At 51.5% G+C, this 26579-nt stretch carries 21 protein-coding genes; 12 read left to right on the plus strand and 9 right to left on the minus strand.

All coding sequences use genetic code 11. From position 1 onward, the window contains the following. A partial coding sequence (locus BGL48_RS16315; protein ID WP_218089786.1) for a VCBS domain-containing protein occupies positions 1-5000 on the plus strand: 5000 nt, incomplete at its 5' end. Positions 5001-5111: 111 nt separating this feature from the next. Beyond that, complete coding sequence (locus BGL48_RS00590; protein ID WP_244904103.1) at positions 5112-6023, plus strand: mechanosensitive ion channel family protein; 912 nt, start codon at positions 5112-5114, stop codon at positions 6021-6023. 78 nt (positions 6024-6101) lie between these two features. On the opposite strand, the gene BGL48_RS00595 is transcribed toward BGL48_RS00590, so the two are convergent. Beyond that, on the minus strand, positions 6102-7442 hold the full coding sequence (locus tag BGL48_RS00595; protein WP_069360825.1) for a magnesium transporter: 1341 nt from the start codon (positions 7440-7442) through the stop codon (positions 6102-6104). Positions 7443-7656: 214 nt separating this feature from the next. Between BGL48_RS00595 and BGL48_RS00600 the strand changes: the two genes are divergently transcribed. The 5 genes from BGL48_RS00600 to BGL48_RS00620 all read left to right on the plus strand — a co-directional run bounded on the left by BGL48_RS00600 (position 7657) and on the right by BGL48_RS00620 (position 12154). After that, on the plus strand, positions 7657-8097 hold the full coding sequence (locus BGL48_RS00600) for an ATP-dependent zinc protease family protein (RefSeq protein WP_069360826.1): 441 nt from the start codon (positions 7657-7659) through the stop codon (positions 8095-8097). Positions 8098-8111: 14 nt separating this feature from the next. After that, positions 8112-9017 carry a 30S ribosomal protein S6--L-glutamate ligase gene (rimK, locus tag BGL48_RS00605; RefSeq protein WP_069360827.1) on the plus strand — a complete coding sequence of 302 codons (906 nt, stop codon included), beginning with the start codon at positions 8112-8114 and terminating at the stop codon, positions 9015-9017. Beyond that, on the plus strand, positions 9004-10071 hold the full coding sequence (locus BGL48_RS00610) for a succinylglutamate desuccinylase/aspartoacylase family protein (protein WP_069360828.1): 1068 nt from the start codon (positions 9004-9006) through the stop codon (positions 10069-10071). Before rimK ends, BGL48_RS00610 begins: the two co-directional genes overlap by 14 nt. A 107-nt stretch (positions 10072-10178) precedes the next feature. Then, a complete protein-coding gene (msrB, locus tag BGL48_RS00615; RefSeq protein WP_069360829.1) occupies positions 10179-10622 on the plus strand; it encodes a peptide-methionine (R)-S-oxide reductase MsrB in 444 nt (147 codons plus the stop codon). Positions 10623-10741: 119 nt separating this feature from the next. Continuing rightward, positions 10742-12154 (plus strand): GGDEF domain-containing protein, encoded by a 1413-nt coding sequence (locus tag BGL48_RS00620; RefSeq protein ID WP_069360830.1) that lies wholly within the window; start codon positions 10742-10744, stop codon positions 12152-12154. A gap of 6 nt (positions 12155-12160) precedes the next feature. Here BGL48_RS00620 and BGL48_RS00625 read toward each other — a convergent pair whose 3' ends face one another. Continuing rightward, entirely contained in the window at positions 12161-13546 is a 1386-nt protein-coding gene (locus BGL48_RS00625) for a class II fumarate hydratase (RefSeq protein WP_106407243.1), read from the minus strand. Between the two features lie 160 nt (positions 13547-13706). On the opposite strand from BGL48_RS00625, the gene BGL48_RS00630 reads away from it, so the two are divergent. After that, entirely contained in the window at positions 13707-13991 is a 285-nt protein-coding gene (locus BGL48_RS00630) for a hypothetical protein (RefSeq protein ID WP_069360832.1), read from the plus strand. 51 nt (positions 13992-14042) lie between these two features. Here BGL48_RS00630 and BGL48_RS00635 read toward each other — a convergent pair whose 3' ends face one another. The 3 genes from BGL48_RS00635 to BGL48_RS00645 form a co-directional block, all read right to left on the minus strand. Beyond that, positions 14043-14510, minus strand: a complete 468-nt coding sequence (locus BGL48_RS00635; RefSeq protein ID WP_069360833.1) for an ASCH domain-containing protein — start codon at positions 14508-14510, stop codon at positions 14043-14045. Between the two features lie 225 nt (positions 14511-14735). Beyond that, positions 14736-15983 (minus strand): cysteine desulfurase-like protein, encoded by a 1248-nt coding sequence (locus tag BGL48_RS00640; RefSeq protein ID WP_069360834.1) that lies wholly within the window; start codon positions 15981-15983, stop codon positions 14736-14738. A 2-nt stretch (positions 15984-15985) separates the two neighbouring features. Further along, positions 15986-16621: a 2OG-Fe dioxygenase family protein gene (locus tag BGL48_RS00645; RefSeq protein WP_069360835.1), complete on the minus strand. Its 636-nt coding sequence runs from the start codon at positions 16619-16621 to the stop codon at positions 15986-15988. A 439-nt stretch (positions 16622-17060) separates the two neighbouring features. On the opposite strand from BGL48_RS00645, the gene BGL48_RS00650 reads away from it, so the two are divergent. Together BGL48_RS00650 and acnA are read left to right on the plus strand one after the other, a co-directional pair. Then, positions 17061-17663 carry a DUF6151 family protein gene (locus BGL48_RS00650; protein WP_069360836.1) on the plus strand — a complete coding sequence of 201 codons (603 nt, stop codon included), beginning with the start codon at positions 17061-17063 and terminating at the stop codon, positions 17661-17663. Positions 17664-17839: 176 nt separating this feature from the next. Next, the gene (gene acnA / locus BGL48_RS00655) at positions 17840-20578 is read left to right on the plus strand and encodes an aconitate hydratase AcnA (protein ID WP_069360837.1); all 2739 of its coding nucleotides are present in this window, start codon (positions 17840-17842) and stop codon (positions 20576-20578) included. A 39-nt stretch (positions 20579-20617) separates the two neighbouring features. On the opposite strand, the gene BGL48_RS00660 is transcribed toward acnA, so the two are convergent. Continuing rightward, complete coding sequence (locus tag BGL48_RS00660; protein ID WP_069360838.1) at positions 20618-21661, minus strand: glycosyltransferase family 9 protein; 1044 nt, start codon at positions 21659-21661, stop codon at positions 20618-20620. Positions 21662-21757: 96 nt separating this feature from the next. On the opposite strand from BGL48_RS00660, the gene BGL48_RS00665 reads away from it, so the two are divergent. Together BGL48_RS00665 and BGL48_RS00670 are read left to right on the plus strand one after the other, a co-directional pair. Continuing rightward, positions 21758-22168 (plus strand): diacylglycerol kinase, encoded by a 411-nt coding sequence (locus BGL48_RS00665; protein ID WP_069360839.1) that lies wholly within the window; start codon positions 21758-21760, stop codon positions 22166-22168. Positions 22169-22232: 64 nt separating this feature from the next. After that, positions 22233-24062: a DUF3413 domain-containing protein gene (locus tag BGL48_RS00670; protein ID WP_069360840.1), complete on the plus strand. Its 1830-nt coding sequence runs from the start codon at positions 22233-22235 to the stop codon at positions 24060-24062. A gap of 71 nt (positions 24063-24133) precedes the next feature. Here the strand turns inward: BGL48_RS00670 and BGL48_RS00675 are convergent, their stop codons facing one another. From BGL48_RS00675 to BGL48_RS00685, 3 genes are read right to left on the minus strand one after another with little or no spacing between them, the layout of a single operon-like run. Further along, complete coding sequence (locus BGL48_RS00675; protein WP_069360841.1) at positions 24134-25084, minus strand: biotin-dependent carboxyltransferase family protein; 951 nt, start codon at positions 25082-25084, stop codon at positions 24134-24136. Next, positions 25069-25764, minus strand: coding sequence for a 5-oxoprolinase subunit PxpB (gene pxpB / locus BGL48_RS00680; RefSeq protein ID WP_069360842.1), 696 nt, complete (start codon positions 25762-25764; stop codon positions 25069-25071). Before pxpB ends, BGL48_RS00675 begins: the two co-directional genes overlap by 16 nt. Next, positions 25761-26492, minus strand: coding sequence for a 5-oxoprolinase subunit PxpA (locus tag BGL48_RS00685; RefSeq protein WP_069360843.1), 732 nt, complete (start codon positions 26490-26492; stop codon positions 25761-25763). Before BGL48_RS00685 ends, pxpB begins: the two co-directional genes overlap by 4 nt. Positions 26493-26579: the final 87 nt, after the last annotated feature.

A 26579-nucleotide genomic window follows, 5' to 3' on the forward strand; every position in this document is an offset into this window, starting at 1 on the left:
CCCTTGATCAAGCCAGCGTGCAGGATTTAGATGCCGGCGACCAGGTCACCGATACCATTACTCTCAATGCCTCTGACGGCACTCCGCAAGATATCGTGATCACCATTACCGGGACGGATGACGACCCCGACGTCACCGGTGAGTTCGTCGGTTCAGTGACCGAAGGTGACGTGGGCGATGCCGCGGTGACTGCCACCGGCACCATAGCGATCAGTGATATCGACGGTGACGATGCACCGAGCTTTGCGGATACCACCGAAGCGGGCGCCTATGGCTCGCTAGAACTGGTCAATGGCAGCTGGACTTACACCCTCGATCAGTCTGCCGTGCAGGATTTAGATGCCGGCGATCAAGTTACCGACACCATCACCCTGACGGCAAGCGATAACACCCAACAAGATATTGTTATCACCATTACGGGGACGGATGACGACCCCGACGTCAGCGGTGAGTTTGTCGGTTCAGTGACCGAAGGCAATGAAGGTGATGCACCTGTGACTGCCACTGGGTCGATTACGATTAGTGATGTTGATGGCGACGATGCGCCGACTTTTGCGGATACCACCGAAGCGGGCACCTATGGTTCGCTCGAGTTAGTGGATGGTACCTGGACCTACACCCTTGATCAGTCTGCCGTGCAGGATTTAGATGCCGGCGATCAAGTCACCGATACCATTACCCTGACCGCGAGCGATAACACCCAACAAGATATCGTGATCACCATTACCGGTAGCGAGGATGCGCCAGACGTCAGCGGTGAGTTTGTTGGTTCCGTCACCGAGGGTGATGTGGGCGATGCCGCGGTCACTGCCACCGGTACCCTTGCGATCAGTGATGTCGATGACGGCGATGCACCGAGCTTTGCCGATGTCACACAAGCAGGCAACTATGGCTCGCTAGAGCTGGTCAACGGTGATTGGACCTATACCCTCGATCAGACCAGCGTGCAGAACTTGGACGCCGGCGATCAAGTTACCGACACTATCACACTAACCGCTACTAACGGTGTACCACAGGACATTGCCATTACCATTACCGGTAGCAATGACGCGCCCACGTTGGCTCAGGCTGTTTCGACGCAAAATCTGCAAGAGGATTTTGTTAGCTACACCATTGATCTTAATACGGTATTTTCGGATATCGATAGCAACGATACGTTAAGCTTTGATGTGGCGAATGTACCTAGTGGTGTCTCCGTCTCTGTCGATGCGAGTGGCATCGCAACCATTTCTTCGGTCGCCGATTGGAGTGGGACAGAGACAGTGAGCTTCCGCGCCACCGATACCCAAAATGCGAGTCTCACGCACGATGTCACCTTCAACGTCGACGGAGTTGCTACCGCCCCCACACTCACGGTCAGTCGTGGCGATCAATCACTGACTTATATTGATAACACAGGACAAATCTCCGCCACTGACCCTGGAGCGGGCGGATCACGTGCCATTCTTTCGCCCTTAACAATCTCCGGCACCGCCAATGAAGCGGGCGAAACACTCACTTACCGAATCAGCGGCTTACCCGACGATGCGGTATTATCAGCGGGGACAAAAGAGGCAAGCACCGGCGATTGGCTGCTCACGGACGCGCAATTGAGTGGTCTTAATCTCGCCTCTCCCGCGGATATGACTGGCGTCACCCTATCCATTACGGCTATCAGTACCGACGGCACGGATCAGGCATCGACCACGGCCATGCTAAATCTAGAAAATGATAGCTTTGCGCTGACCGAAGGACAAACCACCAGCATTACCAGTGCCAATGGGCTGATTAGCAACGATACAGACACACAGGCCACGGTCACCCGCGTTGCCACCAATGCCAGCCAAGGAGAAAGTGGCAACAGTGAAGTTGTGATCGGCCCTGCCACCATCGCCACCGCACTGGGCGGCAGCATTACGGTCAGTGCCGATGGCAGCTTCACCTACACCGCACCAGCAGTGAATCATGCAGGCGGCGGTCAAGTCTATGACAGCTTCTCGTACCAAAGCAGCGAGAATGGCGAGTGGACAACCGTGACCTTTGATGTGAGCGACTCCGCGCCTGTCGCCCATGATGATAGCGACAGCGTGGCCTCTGCCGCCTCGACAGGGGGAAACGTGATCACTGCCGGCGCTGGCGCCGATACCCTTGGGGCGGATACCACCACGGTGACCGCGGTTAGCTTCAACGGTACCACCTATGCGGTTAACGGCAGTACTGTGATTGCCACATCGCAAGGGCAATTAACGATCCAGTCTGACGGTAGCTATGTTTACCAATCATTAGTCGCGTCGGCGACGGATGCCAGCACCCTGGATGATGAGGTATTCACTTATACCCTCACCGACAGCGATGGGGATATCAGTCAGGCACAGCTCACAGTCGGCCATGACAATAATACCCAGTTAAACGCCGATATCGCTTCAGTCAGCGAGCAAGGGTTAGTGAGCCACGATAATAGTCATTCCACCCAAGGCAACCTTTTGGATAATGACACCGGGATTGGTACCAATGTCGCTCTCGATCAAGTTAATGGACAAAGTTTTGGCAGTGACGGTGTCTTAACCCTCACGACCGCCAGTGGCACCTTGACTGTTTATAACCAAGACAACAACCAAGGTTATCGCGCGGGTGACTATACCTATACACTCAACAGCGCCACCAGCGGCGATAACGTGAGTGAAGCCTTCACCTACACGACTTATGATCCAACAGCGGCCACCGCTTATCGCTCATCGGCTTTAACTGTCAATGTGCAAGATGATACGCCGACCTCTGACAACATCGAAAGTGCCTTATATGCGACGGCAGAGAGTAGCGCGACCTTTAATCTGATTCTTACCGTTGACCTTTCGGGTAGTATGGCCGATCCGGTTGATCCGAATGACCCTGATTCACCCACTCGGATGGAAGTCACCAAAGCCGCACTAAAATCCATGGTAGAGGAATACGATAAGCTTGGCGATCTCAACATCCAAGTTGTGTCATTTTCGAGTGAAGCCCAGTCTTCAGGTTGGATACTTAACGATGTCAGCAGCGCATTAGACGCAATCGAGGGCCTATATGCCGGTGGTGCCACCCGCTACGATAACGCGCTAAACGAGATCATCAATACTGTCGATACCTCTGGGACCTCCGCAGATAAAACCGTCTCCTATTTTATCTCGGATGGGATACCCAATGATGACTTTGAAAATAACACCAGCCTGCAAAGTGCATGGCAAAATTATATCAGCGCGCAAGGCATTGATGAGTCCTTCAGTGTCGGGGTCGGGGATGGCATTACCACATCGCCACTGACTCCTATAGCAGCAAGTAGCTCAGGCAATACCAGTGACAATGTGTTGCTGGTGACCGATGAAAATGAACTCGCTTACTCACTGCTACAAACCATCAAGAGCGGACAAGTTTCGGGTGGCATGGTTCTGATGGATGATGAGGGTAATACTGTCTCCTTATTCGGCGCTGACGGTGGATACGTTTCTACGCTCACCCTAGATGGGCAAACGTACAACTATGATCCCGCCACGGACAGCGCGCAGCAGACCTTTGAAACCGCCAAGGGCGGGATCCTCACCATCAATTTTAATACCGGCGAGTACGACTACCGCGTGGCGGTCGACAGAGATATTCTCAACGAACAAGAACAAATCGCGCTGACGCTTACCGATAACGATGGCGATACCAGTGATGTGAATGTTGCCATTGACCTCTACTACGAGGCACGGCTCGATGCTAATCACGATATAGTGATCACCAATGTTCATGACGGTAGCCCAATCGTGATCCCCGGTTTGGCATTAACCCATAACGATATTCCGTCAATGGACAGTACGATCACGGCGACCAGCAACGGGGTACAAGGGTCAGTAACGGGCACGGATGACGTCACCTTCACACCCGATAGTGCGATGAATACGCAAGCTTTCCTTGACCCCATCGGTAACGACTCTAAATTTATCGCAGAATCCGAACTCGGTGATTACGCTGGTTCATTTGCTCAGGCACAGAGCCTAGACCGCGGTAAATTCGGGACCATGACCCAGGAGGTGTGGCCACACATTGATGTTGGTAACTTCGGTGCCAATGCCGCCCTGACGGGGACGGTACAAAACGGTACCGACAGTGACATGACAAAAATGGATCTCTACCAAAACGAAAGCTTACTCTTTGATGATGACAATTGGACGAATAATCTGAGCGTAAGAGTGTATGACGAAAACCAACAGCTATTGGACACTCTCAACCCAGATACGGGCAGTAATAGCTTTACGGCCGGTCAGCAAGGCACTTACTATTTTGAGGTCGTGTCCAACAATATATTAAATACGACCGAAAGCTACGATATTTATCTCACCCTGGATAGCGCTAATGCGGTGTTGCCAGAGCCTGAACATCAATTTGAATACACCTCCTCTAATGGCAGTTATATAGATAGTGCACTGGTCGATATTATTGCGATTGATGAGCAAACGCTGGAAGGTACTTATCAAAGTGAAGTTCTCGCGGCCGGTGCAGGTGACGATACCCTGATTGGCAACGCGGGCGATGATAGTTTACTCGGGAACCACGGCGACGACACGCTTGATGGCGGCCTTGGCGATGATCTGCTAGTTGGCGGGAAAGGTGACGATACACTGACCGGAGGGCTTGGCTCTGATACCTTCGCGTTTTTAAGCGGCGATCAAGGGTCGGTCGGCGCAGAAGCAGTTGATCGCATTACTGACTTTGATGTGCAAAAAGATACACTGGCTCTCTCCGAGCTGCTGATTGATGAAGACCAAGCCGGAGAGAGCCTTGAAGACTATTTGACGCTTGAGGACAACGACCAGGGTGAAGCCACTTTATACATCGCCTCTGCGGGCGATAATCAAATCGACCAGCACGTGGTGTTTGAAAACCTCAGTGTGGCAGACATGGCTAGCGCATACGAAATTGATATGAGTGGCCTCAGCAGCCAAGAGCTAAGCGCTTCCGTGATAGATGCCATGATCCAACAAAACAAATTGATGACAGACTAATCGGACACCTGACGCGTATATCTGATGCGTGGGAGTAAGTTTATGTTCTATTTTGCTTAACAAAGGGGCAGAATAGCGCCAAAACTTGCCAGAAGCATGATGGGAGTGATTTTGTTATCTGAGTTGAAAAATATCGCCCAACTGTTGGTCGAAAACAAACTATTGACCACCATTGGTGTTATCGTTTTTGTTAGCGTGATCCGCCGAATGATTTTACGTCATATTCGCGGCGACAGTAACTTCCTCAGTGAAGATCAACGCAAGTGGATCTCACGTACAAAAAACGGGGCATTTAGCCTGCTTTTACTGTTTTTGTTCTTATTTTGGAACACAGAAATTAGCGAGTTTGCCCTGTCGCTCACCGCCATTGCAGTCGCGGTGGTGGTGGCCTCCAAAGAGATCATCCTATGCTTTACCGGCTCAATTCAACGCGCCAGCTCACGGTCATTTCGTATCGGTGATTGGATTGAGGTCGGTAACTCTCGTGGCGAAGTGATCGAGCACAACTTAATGGCCACCAAAATTCAAGAGATTGATACCCACCATGGTCACTATTGCTATACCGGTAAAACAGCGACCTTACCGAATAGTCTGTTTTTCTCTACCACAGTGAAAAACCTGAACTTTATGAAGCGCTATGTCTATCACCATTTTCACTTGGTGATCCGGGGCGATATAAATTTATATCCCCATATTCCGGCGCTGCTGGCACGCATCGACGATCATAGTGAGGATTTTCTCGATATCGCTCGACGTTATAACCATGTGATTGAACGTCATGCGGGGGTGGATTTGCCTGGGCCTGAGCCTCATGTCTATTTGTCTCATACCGATACTGGAGAGCAACATGTCCACGTCCGCCTGTTCTGTCCGACCGAACGCGCCGCCGAACTCGAACAATTAATACGGGAAGACATTATGACGCTTTATTGCGAAAAGCTGCTCCCCGCAGCAGACGGCAAACTGAGCGAAAAAACCGAGTTGACAGCGGCCGAAACGACCGCGCCTTCAACACCCGCTTGAGAGAATAAAGCGCTCGTGAGGATCACGCGCGCTATCAAGCGATCAACTGAGTGACGACGCATCACGTCCAAGTAAAACTCACAGTAAAAACAACGTCCCTAAGCCCAAGAAAGCGACAAAGCCGACGATGTCCGTCACTGTGGTTAAAATCACTGAGCCTGACAGTGCCGGATCAATCTTCAGCTTCTCTAATAACACTGGCACAAAAATCCCCGCCAATGCCGCACTGATGATATTGGCGACAATCGCGGCACCGATAACCGCACCAAGTCCCCAGCTTTCAAACCAGTAACCCGCAATGGCACCAATCACAAGCGCCCAAAGCACACCATTAAGCAGCCCCACTTTAAATTCCTTGCTCAAAAGAGGCTTTAGGTTAGCTTTAGAGATTTGCCCGAGCGCGAGGCCTCGCACGATCAGCGTCAAGGTTTGACTACCGGCGATCCCCCCCATAGAAGCGACCACGGGCATGAGTACCGCCAGCGCGACAACCTGCTGCAACGTTGCTTCAAATAGACCGATAAACCATGACGCGAGAAAGGCTGTCATCAGGTTCACCCCAAGCCATAACGCACGGTTGCGCGCACTTTTCATTACCGGGGAGAATAAATCTTCATCTTCATCCAAGCCCGCGGTGGCCATAATTTGCGCTTCTGCCCGTTCCGCTTGCATCTCATAAGCCGTGCCCAAATCAAGTCGCCCAATCAACATATTACCGTCATCCAGCACGGGCAGTGCGATTTCTTCACTGCTCGCGACTTTGTCAGCGCTGGTATAAATATCATCACGTGCGTTCAAGCTGGGGAACTGTTCACGGACCAGCTCACTGATTTTTAGCACCCCGTCCGCGCCGAATAGCTTATGAATAGGGACAGCCCCGACCCAGATGCCTCGACTGTCGACAACGAAGACATGATCACAATATTTGGGCATCACACGGCGCAGTAAACGCAGTACCACATTGACTTTTGTTTTGGCGGGCACCACTAAGGGTTGATGATCACACCAATGCCCCACTTGGTTATCCGCATACTGTTGTGCCGAGGCATAGCGTTGCTTTTGCTCCGAGTCCATACGACCGAGCGCTTCTTCTAGCAGCGGTTCGGTCAACACATCTTGCAACTCCAACAAGGTGTCCGCGTCGAGATCAGCAAAAAGCGTATGGAGTTGTGCCTCATCAACGGCACGGATCACCGCCTCACCGGCGTCATCACGCATTTCCGCCAACACTGGCAGTTGTAACGAGGGAGAGAGTTGTTCCCAAAAGTCCACACGATCGTTGACGGGCAAGGCTTCCAACAACAGAGCGAGGCTATCCACACCGTGTGCTTGCTCTATCTCTTGTATCGTCTCGGGCGCATCTTGATCGACTTTTGATAGCAAATCGTCAATCACTTCTTGTCTATCACTCGTTTGCATGGTATTTCCTTCTCAACGGTCATCATGTGCACAGTAGTCCAGCGAACCGCCCCCGGCAGGGGCCCTCAGCTGTCTCCTATATGCGATGCTAGTGCCGTTTCCAGTGTGCGATGGTTATCACATATCATCGCCGATTTTTCAGATTCTTACCACGAATAACCGCTATCACTTCTATGGTGAAAGCAAGGCAGAGCACTAACGAGTAATGATAACAATGCCGGTTCAATCAACGGAAAAAGTGTGTGTAGGTTGGCGTGAGTGGATTAGCCTCCCCGACCTCAATATTGCGCGTATAAAAGCCAAAATTGATACGGGCGCGCGGACTTCATGCTTACATACCTTCAAAATCGAAGAGTTTGAGAAAGGAGACGTCACCTGGGTTCGTTTTTGGATCCATCCTCACCAAGGCGATGACGAGCATGTGATTCAAGCAGAAGCGCCCGTGCTTGCGCGTCGCGTCGTGCGCGACTCTGGCGGGCATGAGCAACTTCGCTATGTCATTCAGACCACACTTAAAGCCAGTGAACTGTGTTATCCCATAGAGATGACACTCACCGCACGCGATAACATGCGCTTTCGTATGCTGTTAGGTCGTACCGCAATGACGGGAAACGTCATTGTCGATCCTATGCATTCATTTCTGCTTGGCAAATAGGAGCCCTAACCATAATGAAAATCGGTATCCTTTCCCGGAATAAAAACCTCTATTCCACTCGGCGCCTGATTGAAGCGTGCGAACAACGTGGCCATGAGTATAAAATTATTGACGCACTACGCTGTTATATGAGCATTAACTCGACACAACCGTCGATTCACCTCGCTGGCGAGGAGTTAGAGGGGTTTGACGCCATCATTCCGCGTATCGGCTCCTCAGTCACCTTTTATGGCTGTGCCGTATTGCGCCAGTTTGAAATGATGGGGGTTTTTCCTGTTAATGAGTCTGTGGCCATCACCCGCTCTAGAGACAAGCTAAGGTCAATGCAATTGCTGTCGCGCAAAGGCATAGGTATGCCGCATACTGGGTTTGCCAGCAAGCCGGGTGATGTGGGTGATTTGCTGGAAATGGTGGGCGGTGTCCCTGTGGTCGTCAAGCTGCTGGAAGGCACCCAAGGCATTGGTGTCGTCCTCGCCGAAACCAAAAAAGCAGCTGAAAGTGTGATTGAAGCCTTTATGGGCTTAAAAGCCGATATTTTAGTGCAGGAGTACATTAAAGAATCCAGCGGTGCTGATATTCGCTGCTTTGTGATTGGTGACAAGGTGATTGCGGCAATGAAACGTCAAGCCCAGCCAGGCGAGTTTCGCTCTAATTTACACCGCGGAGGCTCAGCATCCTTGGTTCGGATCACGCCCGCAGAGCGACGCACAGCCATCGCAGCGGCCAAAGCTATGGGGCTCAATGTCGCCGGGGTTGATCTGCTGCGCTCAGAACGTGGCCCGCTTGTCATGGAAGTTAACTCCTCTCCAGGGCTAGAAGGCATTGAAAACGCGACCGGAAAAGATGTTGCTGGCATGGTCGTGGAATATATCGAAAAGAACGCTTACTCAAAAAGGACACGCACTCGTGGGAAGGGCTAAAAAAAACAAGGCCATCGAAATCGGTGGCGAGACCGTTAACCCAGGTGATCGTCTCAGCCTAGAGCTGGAAATCGCCAAGCTTTATACCCACGCACCGCTCAACGTGAGTATCGAGATCCTTAACGGCAAATTATCGGGCCCCACACTGTTAATATGTGCGGCGATTCACGGCGATGAGCTCAATGGTATCGAAATTGTTCGCCAAATCATGGCCAGAACCGATACAAAAAAATTGCGCGGAACCATAATTGCCATTCCTGTTGTGAACGTGTTTGGGTTTATTCATAAATCTCGCTATCTACCAGATAGGCGAGACTTGAATCGCTCTTTTCCAGGTTCAGAACGTGGCTCTATTGCCGGGCGCATGGCGTATCAGCTTTTTAATGAAGTGATCAGTCAATGCACCCACGTGATCGATCTCCATACCGCCGCCATCCACCGCACCAATCTACCGCAGATCAGAGTCAACCTGGAGAATCAAGAGGCGGCGGCGATGGCGACTGCATTTTCCGCCCCTGTGGTTGTCGACGCCGCATTAAGAGACGGATCCTTACGCGCAGAGGCAGAAGCGATTGGCATTCCGGTGATCACCTATGAGGCCGGCGAAGCACTACGCTTTGAGCCTTACGCCATTAACGCAGGTGTTAGGGGGATCATACGCGTGATGCGCCACTTAGGCATGCTGCGTCAATCGCGGCGGAAATTACCGTACAAACCTGTCACAGCCAGAACAAGCCGTTGGGTACGTGCCGATGCAGATGGCATATTCCGCAGCCATATTGCCCTGGGTGAGATGGTCTCCAAGCAACAAGTCATCGGTATCATTTCTGATCCAGCAGGCAGTCAAGAGGTCGAGGTCATCGCTCCCCAGAGCGGCATCCTCATTGGGCAGCAAACACTGCCCGTGGTCAATGAAGGTGACGCTATCTTTCATATTGCTTTTTTCTCACAGTCTGATGATTTGATTGAACAACACTTGGAAGGTTATCGAGATCAAGTCAAAGACGACCAAGATGATGAGCTAAAATGGGGAATTGGCACCCTATCAACATGATCGCGTCACGAGAAACAAACCGTACTACTTGCATCGAGCCATAAGATTCATAACACTACGCGTTTTGTAGCACGGGCAGCCGCCCGTTCAATAAGAGGAACGACATCATGCTGACATGGCAAGACATCGTCGCTCGCAGTGAAAACGGTAATCTCACGCCGCCGTCGCGGGTTGAGAAAACAGACCAAGAGTGGCAAGCACAGCTCAGTGAAGAGACCTTTCGTGTTACCCGCCAAAAAGGCACAGAGCGCGCGTTTAGCTCAGGGATGTGCACGCTCTTTGAACCAGGGCGTTATGGATGTACATGCTGCGGCACCTTGCTGTTTGATGCGCATGAAAAGTTTGATTCGGGGACAGGCTGGCCGTCGTTTACGCAACCTGCGCAAGATGATGCCATCGCCTATCATAAAGATGGCAGCCACGGAATGACGCGAATTGAAACCACCTGTGCCACCTGTGACGCTCACCTTGGCCATGTATTCCCAGATGGCCCCGAGCCATCTGGCTTACGCTTTTGTATGAACGCCGTCGCGTTGAAAAAGCTCGATTAACCGTACCTTCCCCACTAAAAAAGCAGAGTCCAACCGCGGCTCTGCTACACTTAGCCATAAGCGAACTGCCACTATCAACCACTTTTCCATCCTATTGCATCGCACGACGCAGAGGTGACATGCTACTGGGGAGTTCTTTACCTGCCGCTCGCCACATATTGTTGTGGAGCCTCATTTACGGGGCGATCGTCTGGCTGGATATGCGTTATTTATCCGCGATACTCGATATCAATACGGTCACCTTACTCAATATTTCCAGTGGCCTAGCCGTGGTATTGTTCCGGCATCTAGGGCTGGGTTTACTGCTCCCTCTTATCTTGGCCGGTTCGTTGGGTCATGGCCTGGCGGCGGTTACGCGGATCGAATCGCTGCATCTCGCTACTGGCCTGTTTTTTGGTATATTTCTGACCCTCACCTCCGCATTATCCGCTTGGCTATGGCAGAAATACTATCCACATTGCCTGGATACCGTGCGGGCTCTTTTTCGATTTGTGCTCGTCGGATGCCTGTTCCCCGCGATAGCAATGATGGCCATTGTCGCCATTCCTCTTTATATCGATGAGCAGTTAGTTCATGGGCGCCTACAATTCTTAACCATTGAATTTACCATGACTTACACCACATCAACGCTACTCTGGGTAAGCTTGTACACGGCTTGGCAAAGGCAGGGGTGTGACTGGCAAACACTCCGTTGGCAAAACGTAGCCTACGTCGCTGCCATTATGGCACTGACACTCATCAGCTTTTCCGTGTTTCCAGGCGCTATTTATATTGAGCTTGCTTTGCTGATTTATATCGCGTTCTCCGGCCATTGGCGTACGCTACTGGTTGGCCTTTGTGGCTTAATCATCGTGTCTATCTTAAGGGTACCATTCGATATGGGGGCATTCGCGATCCCTGACCTCTATGACGGCGTGTTAGCACTGCTTATTTTTATCTTCACCACCGTACTGGCCAGCATCAGTATTTCTATCCAAGTGATGGAATATAAAAATGCCGTTGCGGCAAGAGACAGCTGGCAACGAAAAGCCAGCCTGGATCCACTGACTGGCACCGTTAATCGCTACGGCCTATTGCCTGAATTAGCGATTGAGTACGAACGATCTCGGCGAACGCGATACACCTATACGGTCGCCGTCATCGATGTCGATAACTTTAAGCAATTTAACGATACATACGGTCACTCCGCCGGCGATCGCGTCTTGCAAGATGTTGCTGCTGAGATAACACGCGCCGTTCGCCAAACCGACTTGGTGGCTCGATATGGAGGGGAAGAATTTGTGATTATCTTTCGCAATACTGACAGCCACGATGCGTACTACGTGGCCGAGCGTATTCGCCAACGTATTGCGACGAATACCTCACAGTTTGATAACCAATCGCTCACCTATACGGTCAGCTGTGGCTTATCCGAAAGCTGCCCAAACGATAGCCATCCTGAGCAGGTATTTGATCGCGCTGATGATCACCTATATACCGCCAAAAGCCTTGGGCGCAATCGTGTGGTGGTTGCGCCCAAGGAGGACCCGTGAAGCGCATTACTCGGCGATGCCGCCTTTAGTGAGCTTGGTTGGATCAAGCAGCTGCGAAAGCTTCTCTCGACCCAGATCGGTCTCTTCTTCGGCAACGTCGAGAATCGGGCGTCCTTGTTGATACGCTTTTTTAGCGATTTCAGCCGCTTTCAAGTACCCAACAACAGGGTTGAGGGCGGTGACCAAGATAGGGTTACGAGACAACGCAGCTTGCAGGTTATCTTCTCTCACTTTAAAGCTGCGAATCGCTTTATCGGCAAGCAGTCGGCTTGCGCCAGCGAGCAAGTTGATACTTTGCAACACATTCGCGGCAATCACTGGCAACATCACGTTTAGCTCAAAATTCCCCGACTGACCCGCCACCGTCACCGTGGTGTCATTGCCCATCACCTGCGCGGACACCATCGCCGCCGACTCGGGAATAACGGGGTTGACCTTGCCTGGCATAATTGACGATCCTGGTTGCAATCCTTCCAGCTCGATCTCACCGAGTCCCGCAAGTGGCCCCGAGTTCATCCAGCGCAAATCATTGCTTAGTTTCATGGTTGCCACCGCGGTGGTTTTTAATTGACCATGAAGGGCCACCAGCGCATCTTGGCTGCCAATGGCAAAGAATGGGTTCTCACTGGCCGTAAAACCCGTCTTGCTCAGCGCGGCTACCGCTTCGGCAAAACGCTCAGCAAACAATGGGTGAGCATTGATCCCTGTGCCGACCGCTGTCCCTCCCTGAGCCAACGCGCGTACCGGCGACAAACTTTGGGTAATTTGTACCATGGCATGTTCAATTTGCTGCGACCAGGCATCCAGTTCTTGCGCCATGGTAACTGGCATGGCGTCCATTAAATGGGTACGCCCGGTTTTGACAATCTCGCCGACGGACTGTTTCTTTTCTTGCAAGGCATCACGCAAATGAGCGAGTGCAGGCAGCAGTTTTTGCTCGCAGCCTAACGTGGTACTGATCTGAATGGCCGTTGGTACGGCGTCATTGCTGCTTTGGCTCATGTTGACATGATCGTTGGGGCTAACCATCTCACCGGATTTCTCTGAGGCTAAGGTAGCAAGTACCTCGTTCATATTCATATTCGAACTGGTGCCCGACCCGGTTTGAAACACATCAACAGGAAACTGATCCAAGTGATTACCCGCCATGATTTCTTGTGCGCTCTCACAAATGGCATCGGCAATCTTACGCTCTAACAATCCCAGTGACTCATTTGCTTGTGCCGCACCGTATTTCACCATCGCCAGTGCGCGAATAAAGTCTTCGGGCATGGTCTGATCACTGACCGCAAAGTTATTCACCGCACGTTGCGTTTGTGCCTGATACAAAGCCTGCTCAGGCACTTCAACGTCACCCATACTGTCTGTTTCAATACGTGTTTTCGCCATGATCATATCCTTTTATGTCGCCATGCCATTTCGATAATGGTTATCATTAACACATTAAAGTAGCTAAATGAAGTCAGTCACTGCATCCGTTGATAAAAAATCCGTGCCTCTTCGTCGTGCATCTCCTAGTATGGCGTCATTGTCACCCATAACGAGCAACATCATGCAAGACGAAACCAATACCAGTATCGCTAACTTGATTGAAGTGGTTGAGAACCAGATTGCCGACCAAGAGCCTAAAAAGGTAGCAGAAACCTTGATGCGCCTACGTATGACCGGCTATTCACGCGATGAAGCTATCGAGTACATTGCCTGTGCATTAATGGTTGAGATCTACGACGTCAGCAATCACAACGGACAATTTACCCTGTCCCGCTATGAAGCCAACTTGGATACCCTGCCAGACATGCCATGGGCCGATGAAATTAATTTGGATATCGGTGAGTAACGCCTTCAGTTAAGCAATTACCCTAAAAGCCGCTCAGCGCGGCTTTAATTTTTAGAGTGGATAGACTTTCTCAAACTCTTCAAGCACCACATCCGAGTGCTCATCAAAATGCAGGCCGTGTGTTTTGGCGTACTGGGAGAAGTATCCCCAATGCGCTTCATGCCAACACTGGTAAGAACCATCGCCCTCCCCTTCTCGTGCCGCAAATTCGGCGCTGACTTGGTTAAATGGGCAATAACTCACTTTAGTGGTTTTCACAATACAAACGGGCCGTTGGTGACCATTTAGCACGATTTTGTATTGACCTTTCTGCGGGGCCACCGCATTTTTCTCTTCCAAAGAGCTGCGCAACCGGCAGTGCGCTTTCTTTTTATTCAAGCTTACCAAGGTCGCGACTTCATTCGCTCTCACCGTATGATGGCTTAAGGTGTCCACCACCACGTACTCATCGGCTGGCCGTTGGTCCGAGGGAAGGGTCGCAAGATATTGATGCCAAAAGGCGTTTTGTTCTTCAGTCATGGGTCTCGCCTTGATTCTTATTGGTTTCTTTTTAAATGATTTCTTTATGAACAGTTTCTTGGACAACACTAACAACGGTGATCATAACGTGCAGACGCGCATTCGCCTATGCGCTGGCTAACGTTTCTAAGTTGCTTTGTGAATAAATTACACTTAAACATCAATCAAAGCCAATTAAAACCCAAAAAAAGCGGCCCTTTTGGCCGCTTGAGACAATCATTCACCTTAATCGCTAATAAATGGCAATAAGGCTTGGTGTAGCCGATCAATTTCATCAACCGTGTTGTAATGCATCATACCGATGCGGATCACACCGCCCTTGTCTAAAACATCAAGCTGTTCACACAAGCCTTGCGCATAAAAGTGGCCGTTCCAGACACAAAAATTTTGCGCGCCGAGTGCTTGCGCAACCTCAGCTGGCTCAACCCCCTCTATACGTATCGCAAAGGTAGGGGTACGTTTATCGAGCAGATGATCGTCAGTAATGCCATAGATACGTACTTTGGGATAAGCGCGCATCAACTGAATAAAATGAGCAGACAGGGCCCGCTCATGTGCTTGATACTGCGCATAGCTTGCCGCTAGTCTTTCTCGTAGTGAAGACGTTGGGTCGCCCCATTGTGCAAGATACTCAACCGCGGCGATAAAGCCCGCAATGGCTTCAAAGCTTTGCGTGCCCGTTTCGAACCGGCCAGGGCCTTGATTAGTCGCAGGTTCTACTTTGTACGGTTTTAATGTCTGTACCCACTCAGGCGCGACATACACAAAACCAACATGGGGCCCAAAAAACTTATACGCCGAACAGGCAAGAAAGTCGCATCCGAGCGCTTGTACATCCACCAAGTGATGGGGCGCGTAATGCACCGCATCGACATACACTTTGGCGCCCACTTTTTTCGCCATCTCGACCACTTTTGCCACATCGACCAAACTGCCTGTGGTGTTTGAGGCGAGTGTCACCGCAACCAACTTGGTTTTATCGGTCATTAGGCTGGCAAGATGTGCCATATCGATAGAATACGTCGACTCGTCAACACGTACTTGTTTCACCGTCGCACCCTTATCGTGCGCCGCTTGCTGCCAGCTAGACACGTTTGAATAGTGGTCTAGCGCGGAGACAATCACCTCGTCCCCCGCCTGCCAGTCGCGACTGATTGCGCGACTCAACGAGAAAGTCAAGGTGGTCATATTAGGCCCGAATACCATGCTTTCTGACGATGAGGCATTCACAAAGGTGGCCGCCACATCCCGTGCCCGCTGCATAAGCTCGGTCGTGTAACGACCAGAGAAAAACTGGCCACCAAGGTTGGCGTTGTAGTGCCCTAAATAATCCACCATGGCATCAAGCACCGCACTCGGCACTTGTGCGCCGCCCGGACCATCGAAAAATGCAACGGGTTGACCGTTAATCAATTGCGCAAGCGCGGGAAAGTGTCCCCGAACAGCATGAGGTGAAAAGCCTGCTGGTGTCATCGTTACTTCCTTGTTGCTGTGAGTACAAATACATCCATCGTGCCCGGTTTCTGGTTATCCACGGGCGTAATTGGCTCAGCGTAATGCCACAGTGTACGGTCATCAAGTGCTGCCATTTGTCCCGGTGCCAGCGGCAAACTAAACAGCGGGGCGCTTGTTTTGTGACTAAATACCTGAAAGTCCCCGCCATCAATATTATCGCGGCCAATGCTCACAATGGCGATATGATCGAAGCCATCTTGGTGAACCCCCTCTGGGGCGACTTGTACCGACTGATTATCCGCCTGAATACGAATTTGGTGGATTTCAATATCGTTACCGTCGCTTAACTGATACATATCGCGGAAAGTGCGACACATGGCATGAAAGCCAGGCTTTTGCACGGTTTCTGATTCAATATCTTCAAATGTCCTCGCCACATCGCCTTGGAACTCGTTGATATCCGAGGTTTGCATAAACGGCCGTGGTGGTAGTTTTTCGACACCTTCATTGAAAACATGAACCACCGAGTAACGACGAAGTCGATAGCCGCCGTCTGCATGTGAAGTGCCAGGGAGATTATCAAACGAGGGTTGAAGCTGCTTGATGTCGTTATCATCCAGTTGATTGAGCTGCATGAGTAGTGAAGACGTAGTCATGGCGTTCTCCTTTTATCCGTACCGAAGCACGCATTGATGCCAGGGCCATTGCCAAGCACAATATTAACAAATGCGTTACATGTTATGTTTAACTAAATCCCCTACCATTTCCAGTTTCGACCCTAGATTTGTCGACTTTAAAACCATCAATCAGAATGATTACCTACTAATAACCCTTAAGCCATTGAAAACCTCCAACCCAAAAGTTAACAATTAGTAAACATTAGCATTAACCACCAATTAAAAGGCAATGATCAATATTTTAAGTCGCACTCTCGGCAGTTTACTGTCACGAAAAGTTGCCATATCCGATAAAACAGGATCTTATAGATAACGTTTTCGCGTGATTGCGACGGTCTATATCCGTTTTATCGCAAACGTCTAAACACATAATTCGCGCTATACTGATGAGATAGGCTCTGCAACGAGGGGAAATAATATGGCACGTCTTGCCATTCGGTGTTCATGTGGGCAAATGACAGGCGAGATCATTGATGCACAGCAAAGCCAACGTTGTGTGTGCTTTTGCAGTGATTGCCAGGCCTATGCGCAAACACTGGGCTACCATACTGAACTCGAGCCAGGCGGCGGCACAGAAGTGCTACAAATTACGCCATCGCAGCTCCGCATTTATCGCGGCCGAGATCAATTAACCTGTTTGAGACTGAGCGAACGAGGTCTATACCGCTGGTATACCCATTGTTGTCAAACGCCTATCGCCAATACCATTCATGCCGATATTCCTTTTGTTGGCGTGGTGAGCGCTTGCTATCAGATTGAAGGCGATAATGAAGAAGAAATCGGCCCGGTTCGCTGGTATGTGCAAGGACAAGATGCTCGCTCAACGCCTACAGCAAACAAGGTTCACGCAAGATTTCCATTGCGCCTGATGGTTATCACTGCCTTAAAGGGCTTGTGGGCACGGCTACTGGGTAAACATCGTCCGAATGTCTTTTTTGACCGTGAAGGGCGTCCGCGTGGCCTGATTCATCATGTGGAGCAATCAGCCCCCTCATCGAGAAGGAAACAGCCTCTGCCGTGACAAGATAAGGTAAGACCGATGGGAGTGATAGGTTGTAGCGTGATAACAACGCTTTAACTTCATCATCAGCCCATTTACAATAGAGCTGTTAAATCAAGCAATCCCCCGAGCGAGGCGACAGCCTTCTAGGCAAGGTCGCCTCTCTTATTCACAATAACGGACAAGGGGAGGCATCCGTGAGCAACCCATCTCAACACCCAGATAGTTTCAACACCCGACGTACTCTACATGTCAACGGTGAAACCTACGACTACTACCGCCTGGACGCACTGTCCGATAATTTCGAGATCAGTCGTTTACCCTACTGCTTAAAAGTCCTGCTAGAGAACTTGCTACGTAAAGAAGATGGCAAGAATGTCTCCGCAGACGACATTCGTACGCTTTGCCAATGGCAAGCCGATAAAGCTGGGCAAGATCAGGTAAACTTCACGCCTGCTCGTGTCGTGCTTCAAGACTTCACTGGCGTACCTGCGGTGGTTGATTTAGCGGCGATGCGTGCCGCCATGCGCGAATTGAAAGGAGATCCAGCCAAAATCAACCCGCTTGGTGCGGTTGATCTTGTCATCGACCACTCGGTCATGGTGGATGACTACGGCAACCCTGATTCCTTGCAGAAAAACACTGAGATTGAGTTTGAGCGTAACAGCGAGCGCTACCAGTTTTTGCGCTGGGGTCAGCAAGCCTTCTCTAACTTCCGTGTGGTGCCACCTGGCACTGGGATTGTGCACCAAGTAAACCTTGAGTATTTAGCCCCGGGTGTATTAGTGGAAGAGCAAGGCGGCAACAAGTTAGCCATGCCAGATACCCTGGTAGGTACAGACTCACATACCACCATGATCAACGGTTTAGGCGTGCTCGGTTGGGGCGTGGGGGGGATCGAAGCAGAAGCGGCGATGCTCGGCCAGCCTATCACCATGCTGATCCCAGAAGTGGTTGGTTTTGAGCTAAAAGGTGAGCTGCCTGCTTCCGCTACCGCCACTGATTTAGTACTCACCGTCACCCAGATGCTACGTGAACGCGGTGTGGTGGGTAAATTTGTTGAGTTTTATGGCCCCGGGCTCGCCAAATTACCGCTGGCTGACCGTGCGACCATTGCCAATATGGCGCCCGAGTATGGTGCAACCTGTGGCATCTTCCCGATTGATAATGAAACCCTCAACTATATGCGCCTGACAGGCCGTACTGATGAGCAAATCACACTGGTCGAAACCTACGCCAAAGCACAAGGCCTGTGGCGTGATGACGACGCACCCGTTGCCGATTACAGTGACACACTCCATCTCGACCTCGGCGATGTGGTACCAAGTCTTGCTGGCCCCAAACGCCCACAGGACAGAATTGCATTAACCGACGCCAAAGCCCAGTTCGATCAGCTGTTGGAAAAAGAGCAAGCGGCAGCCAATAACCTGATCGCCAGCTTTGCCAGTGAAGGCGGACAAACCGCGGTCGATAATCCTAGCCTTCGCGAACAAGGTAAAGTGGAGGTCGACTATAACGGTGAGCGATTTACGCTTGAGCATGGGGCCGTTGTGATTGCGGCGATCACCTCCTGCACCAACACCTCGAACCCGGCCGTATTGGTGGCTGCAGGGTTGGTGGCACAAAAAGCACGTGAGCGAGGCTTAAACACCAAGCCTTGGGTGAAAACCTCTCTCGCACCCGGTTCTCAGGTGGTGCCTGCCTATCTGGAAAATGTTGGCCTACTTGAACCACTTGCCGAACTTGGCTTTAACATTGTTGGCTTTGGCTGTACCACCTGTATTGGTAACTCAGGGCCGCTACCTGAGCCTATCACTGAAGCCATTCGCTCGGCGGATCTGCTTGCGACCAGCGTGCTTTCCGGTAATCGCAACTTTGAAGGCCGTATTCACCAAGATGTGAAAGCCAACTATCTCGCCTCACCACCGTTAGTGGTGGCCTATGCACTGGCGGGTAATATGAATGTCGATGTCCTTAAGGAGCCATTAGGACAAGATGAAAACGGTAAGCCTGTTTACCTCAAAGACATTTGGCCAACCCCGCAGGAAGTGGCGCAAACTATCCAATCCGCAATGACGGAAGGGCTGTACCAAGACAAATACGCGGATGTGTTTGCCGGCACAGACGCATGGCGTAAACTGCCGGTGCCTGAAGATGAGATTTATTCATGGCCTGACTCCACTTACGTTAAAAAACCAACCTACTTTGACGGCATGACCATGGCACTGCCGGAAATGAAACCGATTAAAGGCGCACGCTGTGTGGTCAAAGTCGGTGATTCGATCACGACCGACCACATCTCACCCGCCGGCGCAATTAAGCCAGATAGTCCAGCGGGCGAGTATTTGAAATCTAAAGGCGTTGAGCCAAAAGATTTCAACAGCTACGGCTCACGCCGAGGCAACCACGAGGTGATGGTACGTGGCACCTTTGCCAACGTGCGCTTGAAAAACCAAATGGCGCCGGGCACCGAGGGCGGTATGACTACCTATTTGCCCACCAATGAGCAAATGAGCATCTATGAAGCGGCCCAACGCTATCAAAAAGATAATACGCCATTAGTCGTGCTTGCGGGTAAAGAGTACGGGACAGGGTCGAGCCGTGACTGGGCCGCCAAGGGTACCAACTTGCTGGGTATCAAAGCCGTCATTGCTGAAAGCTTCGAGCGTATTCACCGCTCTAACTTAGTAGGCTTTGGCGCGTTGCCACTACAATTTAAAGAGGGTGATTCCGTCGAATCACTTGGGTTGGATGGGACAGAAGTGTTCGACTTTGACGAGATCAAGGGCGAACCCTCTACCCTCAAGGTACGTGCAGTTCGGGATGATAAAACCATGGAGTTTGACGTCAACGTCCGCATCGATACAGCCGTTGAATGGGATTACTACCGCCATGGCGGCATTCTCCACTACGTGCTGCGCCAACTCGCTAGCTAATACTGGCACCAATACCCAAAAGGCCCCGCGGGGCCTTTTTTATTGCGTCGCCATCATGGTTTCAAACGCGTCGATCACCTGCTGAGTGTCGATGGCGGCCATCACATGATCGCCTTTCACCCGTGTGCTCCATGCTAGCTGCTCAACGGGCTTGCCATGTTGCTGTTCAGCAAAAGTTTCGTAAACACTGACCACATCCGCGAGATTATTATAAGGGCCGGTGCGCTTCGGGTTGCTATGGCCATAAAGGCCTAAGACGGGCGTGCCTTGTGTGGTTGCCATGTGCGCGGGGCCGGAGTCGGGGGCCAGCACCGCATCGGCGCACGCGAGCACCGCAGCCAATTGTTTGAGACTGGTTTGTCCCACCAAGTTAACCAGTGGTACGTTGGCGTCGGCAATAATGCGCGCGGCCAGCGTTTTTTCACGCTCGGCCGGTGAACCACAGAGGGCCACCTGATACCCTTTACCGACCACGTAGTCGGCGAATTCAGCGTAGCGCTCTGGCAGCCAGTTGCGCTCATCTTTACTCGCGGCAGGACTGATCACGACAGTAGGCTTGTCACCCAGTTGCGCGTTGGCAAAGGCATGATCGTCTTCAGAAAGTGGTAGTTGCCACTGCGGCGGCGTAACCGGCACGCCCAAGTATTGAGTAAAGGCGAAAAAGCTGTCTAACACATGGCACGACTGGGTGTCGGGGATCCGTTTATTGGTAAACAGCCACTGCCCCTCTTTCGCTCGGTGACGATGAAACCCCACGCGATGGCGCGCGCCGATCCCCACAGTCAATAAGCTAGCGCGTAAAGCAAGCTGCATATGCACTAGCGCATCAAACCGGCGCCCTTTCAGCTGCTGCCAGACGTGACGCATGCCTGCCAAGCCTGCCTTTTTGTCAAACACCACCAGCTCCACTCCTTCAAGCCCGGCTAAAAGCTGTGCTTCGACTTTACCAACCACCCAAGTGATCTGCGTCTGTGGCCAATGACGCTGCACGGCTTGAATCGCTGCCACCGCATGGCAAACATCGCCAATCGCAGACAGGCGTAAAAAACACAGGGAGCGTGGGGCGTGAGTAAACAGAGGCATAACAAATTCCAATTAAGTTATCGCGCCGATTATGCAGTTGGCTCGGTTAAATGTAAAATGCCAGCCTATCAATCAAATTGTTACGAGAATGTATTTATGGGCGCTAATACATCCCCCTCAGAAAAGCCGCGAGGGATCATACGTATCATTAAAGCCACCGGCTATTCTTGGGCTGGATTAAAAGCGGCATATCACCATGAAGCGGCGATCCGTCAAGAAGTTGTATTATTGGCTGCGGCGCTAGTCGTATTACTCTGGCTGCAATTACCGCTGACGGAATCCTTGATGATGTTCGGCGTCATTGTGTTAGTGATTATCGTCGAATTACTTAACTCCGCCATTGAAGCCGTGGTCGACAGAGTGGGTGAAGAGCGTCATGAGCTAAGTGGCAGAGCCAAAGATATTGGTTCTGCGGCGGTATTTGTCAGTTTGCTTTTGGCGGGTGTAGTCTGGCTTGCCACCCTTTGGCATCACTTCGGCATGCCACTTATTCAGTCATACACCTAAATACACAACCCGGCAACGCGCCCAATACGTTGCCGATTGATTCACTCAACTGTGATGAGAAACCATGTCTTTTAAATCGCGACTTCAAACACATAGCTGGTTTATTGCCATTAACGCCCTTGTATTGATGGCAATAGCCAGCCGCTATTTTGCGTTTCTACCGAGTTTTCCCACTGAGCCACTTGGCATCACCTTTATCGTGGTCAGTATCTTTAGCCAAATGGCCTTACTCGCCGCCATTGTTGGCTTGGTGACACTTCCACTTTTACTCCTGCCAACCAAGTTGCGCCAACCATTGCTCGCCTTGATTGCCTCGGTGGGTGTGATCACGCTTTTCATTGATACCATCGTGTTTGCCCAATACCGATTCCATATTAATGCTATGGTGCTGGATCTGATCCTCGCCGGACAGATCGTTAGCTTCCCGCTCATTACTTGGCTGATGGTGATCGGGGGCGTGATTGCCTGCCTCGCGGCGCAATGGGGATTGCTCACTGGGTTGTCGCGGACACGTTTTTCCCAGCAGCGCAAAGTCGGCAAAAAATTCGCGCTGCTCACGTTTCTGACCTTGCTCGCCACCCACGGGATTCATATTTGGGCCGCGGCCTACGCGTACCAACCCGTGACAACGGTGAAACGTTATTTGCCACTTTTCTATCCAGCCACCGCCAACAGCATGATGCGCAAAAACGGCTGGATTGATGAACAAGCTCTAGCGCGCCAAAAAGCCATGGATGTGGATCGCGAAGCCGATCTTAACTATCCCCTTTCACCGCTGAACACGACCGAGGTTGAGCAACCGGTGAATATCATGTTTTTGGTGGTTGACTCATGGCGCGCAGATACCTTCAATGCCGACAACACGCCCAACCTTTGGGCACTGGCGCAAGATGGCCGTACCTATTCACATCATCTCGCGACGGGGAACGCCACTCGAACCGGCATTTTTGGCCTGTTTTATGGCATGCCTGGCACCTATTGGCACAGCTTTCTTGCCAATCAACAATCACCGATGCTGATGGATCGCCTACAGGCGCTCGATTATCAACTGGGTGTGTTCACCGCGACACAATTGGAAAAGCCGGAATTCAATCAAACCGTATTTGCTAAGGTGTCCGATTTACGTAACGGCTCTGAGGGCGACTCTCCCGCCGAGCTAGACGCGGATCTCACCCAAGATTGGATCCGTTGGCACCAGCAGCGTGACCCCAATCGTCCCACCTTCTCGTTTTTATTTTACGATGCGCCACATGGCTATGATTTTCCTGCGGACTTTACCCCCAAGTATCAGCCGATGTTGGATGAAATTAACTACCTCAAGTTGGACAACGAGACAGATCCGACACCGTTTTTTAATCGCTACAAGACCAGCGTACGTTACGTTGATAGCTTGGTGGCCAAAGTGGTTGAGGAGCTAAAACAAAGCGGAGAATTCGACAATACTCTGCTGGTGCTCACTGGCGATCATGGACAAGAGATGAATGACAACCAACTGAATTTTTGGGGCCACAACAGCAATTTTACTGACCCACAAATTCACGTGCCTTTCGCGATGATAGGCCCCGGCATCAATGCCAAACAGGTCGATACTGGCAAGCGGCTGACCAGCCACCAAGATGTAGCGCCCACCCTGATGAAGCATTATTTGGGCGTCACGTCCGATCCAGCCAGCTACGCAATCGGTCATGACTTGCTTGCACCCAACCCCGGTCAAGATTGGGTGTTATCGTCAAACTATAGCGGCTATGCGTTAGTCACCGACGATACTATTTTAGAAGTGGGTGCAGGGGGGCAATATCAATACATGGATAATACCAATCGACCCATAGAAAACGCGTCACCTGACTTTGCGCAAATGGAAAAAGCCCTCGAGCAAATTAGCCGTTTCCGCTAGTCCACTGTTTGCGCGTGACCCCCATTCGCGAGCCTCTGTCTTCCAGAGGCTCATCTATCCGTTTTTGCAGGCTAGACCCAGTCAAAAAACTGCACAAACGCTTGCCATTGCGCCGATGCATCCGCCAGCCTCGCCGGATAAAAACGCACGGCCTGACCGGGTCGCGTTTGCGCCAACATGCTCAAGCTGGCACGAGTTAAACAGCCAAGCTTAGGATAACCACCGAGTGTTTGCCGATCGTTGAGTAATACAATCGGCTGACCGTCAGGGGGCACTTGCACGGCCCCGAGCGCAATGCCTTCGGAGACAATACCCGGTTGCTTGCTCACGACGCTCGGTCCATTGAGCCGCACGCCCATACGATCACTGCGCTGATCGACCGTGTATTCGCCATCAAAAAATGCCGTTAGCGCCTCGGCGCTGAAGCTATCAAACTGATACCCCGGCACAAGCGCCAGTGGAGTCAGGGCATTGTAGTCAGGAATAAAACGTGTCGGTACACCGCGCCCCCTCGGCAACAGCGCATGCGGTCGGTAAGGCAATACATCTCCTTTGGTGAGCGCCATGCCTCCCGCCTGTTCACCTAATCCGGAATGCAGGCCGCCGAGTTGATTGCGCATCACCGTCGCCGCACTGCCAAATGCGCCATCGACCGTCCACCCGCCACGCACCGCGAGATAGGCCCGCAAGCCACGGCGCGCGTAGCGTAAACGCAATTCATCTCCCGCATTTAGCGTCAAGGTCTGCCACATACCCACGCGCTGACCATTAATACAAGGTTGCATGTCTGCGCCGGTAATAGCGATCGAAATAGCTTGCTCAGCACGAAAACGTGCTTGGCCCATGGTTATCTCGACCAGCGGCGTCTTTGCGGGGTTATCGAGTAAATAATTCGCCCAAGCAAATGCGTGGCAATCGACCGGCCCGCCTTGGCTTAAGCCAAGCTGGCCCACCCCATAGCGCCCTGTGTCTTGCACCAAACTCAATACGCCGGGATCAAGCACCGTTAATCCTGCCACCATTGACCTCCTGCCGCGCGGTAATCAGACTCTGACATCGGCTCAAAACGGACGGTATCACCTACATCAAACGACATCATGGGCGATTGACGGGGATTGAATAGCTCCTTGGGGCAGTTACCAATAATTTGCCAGCCTGCGGGTGACGCTGCCGGATACACCGCGGTTTGCTGTTGTGCAATGCCCACACTGCCGGCAGGGATCTGATGACGAGGCGTGGTATGACGGGGCATAGCTATCGTCTCATCCACCGACGCAAGAAAGGCAAAGCCGGGCGCGAAACCAATCGCACAAACGGTGTAAGTATGTTGACTGTGTCGCGCAATCACCTCTTGCTCACTCACGCCAGCAAACTCGGCGACCGCAGCCAGATCGGGCCCAACCGAGGGGTGATAATACACCGGCAACGTCACCTGTTTTCCGCTCCCTGAGTCACGGGTGACTCGCAGTGAGTCGCCTTGATTCATCACCCACGTTTTCAATCCTTCTGGTGAGAGTAAGCGAACATTCACTTCCACCAGAACGCTGGTGTAGGCGGGAATTAACTCAACCACACCACGACCAAAATGTTGCTGGATTCGCTCACATAGCGCAGATAACTGTGGGACTAAGGCAAGATCGATCTTATTGCCCAACCGGATCATTACCGTGGTTTCACTGACCTGCTCAACCCTGAGTGTCATGGTGTTAAGGCCTTTCTGAGTTGTTTTATCGCCTCGACCGATTGTGGGTTATCGCCATGCACACACACCGTATCCGGCGCAAGCGAGAGCGTTTGTCCCTCAAGGGTTGTCACCGAGCCATGCTGAGATAACTGCAACACTTGGGCAATCATCGCGTTGGCGTCATCTAACACAGCGCCCGGTCGACTGCGCGGCGCCAATTGTCCTGACGCCAGATAGGCTCTATCGGCAAAGGCCTCAAAAATCAGCGGTACACCGGCTTGTTGGGCAAGCTGGCGATGCGGACGGTTATCAGGCAGTGCCAGTACCATTAATGGTGTATTGGGCAGCGTATCAGCCACCGCAGCCAACACCGCTTCAAAGCAATCATTGTCCACCATCATGGTGTTATACAGCGCACCATGGGGCTTCACATAATCAAGGCTCGCATTAAAGTGTGCACAGATCCCTTGTAATGCGCCGATTTGATAGCGAACGAGGTGACTAATTTGTGCTGGGGTATGATCAATATGACGACGGCCAAAGCCCTGCTTATCGGCGTAGCCGGGATGAGCACCAATACTCACATTGTGCTGTACTGCGAGTGCCACCGTGGCCGCCATCACATCAGGATCAGAGGCATGAAAACCACACGCAATATTAGCCATATCAATCCACGGCATTAGCGTGCTATCCATTCCCATTGTCCACGCACCAAAGCTTTCACCCATGTCTGCGTTTAGTTTCATCATTCCCTCGATTTCAATGACTTTGCTTTACCTTACGGCTTTTTAACCCACGGATAAACCAACAAAATCGTCAGGGTGTGAGGCTTG

Source organism: Salinivibrio sp. SS3, assembly GCF_001722105.1.
GTDB classification, from domain to species: Bacteria; Pseudomonadota; Gammaproteobacteria; order Enterobacterales; family Vibrionaceae; genus Salinivibrio; species Salinivibrio kushneri.

Excerpts from the sequence above, each read along its gene's own strand:
- pxpB (WP_069360842.1), bottom strand. The coding sequence starts at position 25,764 with ATGACACTCAGGGTTGAGCAGGTCAGTGAAACCACGGTAATGATCCGG.
- BGL48_RS00620 (WP_069360830.1), top strand. The coding sequence starts at position 10,742 with ATGCTACTGGGGAGTTCTTTACCTGCCGCTCGCCACATATTGTTGTGG.
- msrB (WP_069360829.1), top strand. The coding sequence starts at position 10,179 with ATGCTGACATGGCAAGACATCGTCGCTCGCAGTGAAAACGGTAATCTC.
- BGL48_RS00640 (WP_069360834.1), bottom strand. The coding sequence starts at position 15,983 with ATGACACCAGCAGGCTTTTCACCTCATGCTGTTCGGGGACACTTTCCC.
- BGL48_RS00660 (WP_069360838.1), bottom strand. The coding sequence starts at position 21,661 with ATGCCTCTGTTTACTCACGCCCCACGCTCCCTGTGTTTTTTACGCCTG.
- BGL48_RS00645 (WP_069360835.1), bottom strand. The coding sequence starts at position 16,621 with ATGACTACGTCTTCACTACTCATGCAGCTCAATCAACTGGATGATAAC.
- rimK (WP_069360827.1), top strand. The coding sequence starts at position 8,112 with ATGAAAATCGGTATCCTTTCCCGGAATAAAAACCTCTATTCCACTCGG.
- BGL48_RS00685 (WP_069360843.1), bottom strand. The coding sequence starts at position 26,492 with ATGAAACTAAACGCAGACATGGGTGAAAGCTTTGGTGCGTGGACAATG.
- BGL48_RS00665 (WP_069360839.1), top strand. The coding sequence starts at position 21,758 with ATGGGCGCTAATACATCCCCCTCAGAAAAGCCGCGAGGGATCATACGT.
- BGL48_RS00675 (WP_069360841.1), bottom strand. The coding sequence starts at position 25,084 with ATGGTGGCAGGATTAACGGTGCTTGATCCCGGCGTATTGAGTTTGGTG.
- BGL48_RS00650 (WP_069360836.1), top strand. The coding sequence starts at position 17,061 with ATGGCACGTCTTGCCATTCGGTGTTCATGTGGGCAAATGACAGGCGAG.
- BGL48_RS00600 (WP_069360826.1), top strand. The coding sequence starts at position 7,657 with ATGCCGGTTCAATCAACGGAAAAAGTGTGTGTAGGTTGGCGTGAGTGG.
- BGL48_RS00630 (WP_069360832.1), top strand. The coding sequence starts at position 13,707 with ATGCAAGACGAAACCAATACCAGTATCGCTAACTTGATTGAAGTGGTT.
- BGL48_RS00670 (WP_069360840.1), top strand. The coding sequence starts at position 22,233 with ATGTCTTTTAAATCGCGACTTCAAACACATAGCTGGTTTATTGCCATT.
- BGL48_RS00595 (WP_069360825.1), bottom strand. The coding sequence starts at position 7,442 with ATGCAAACGAGTGATAGACAAGAAGTGATTGACGATTTGCTATCAAAA.
- BGL48_RS00635 (WP_069360833.1), bottom strand. The coding sequence starts at position 14,510 with ATGACTGAAGAACAAAACGCCTTTTGGCATCAATATCTTGCGACCCTT.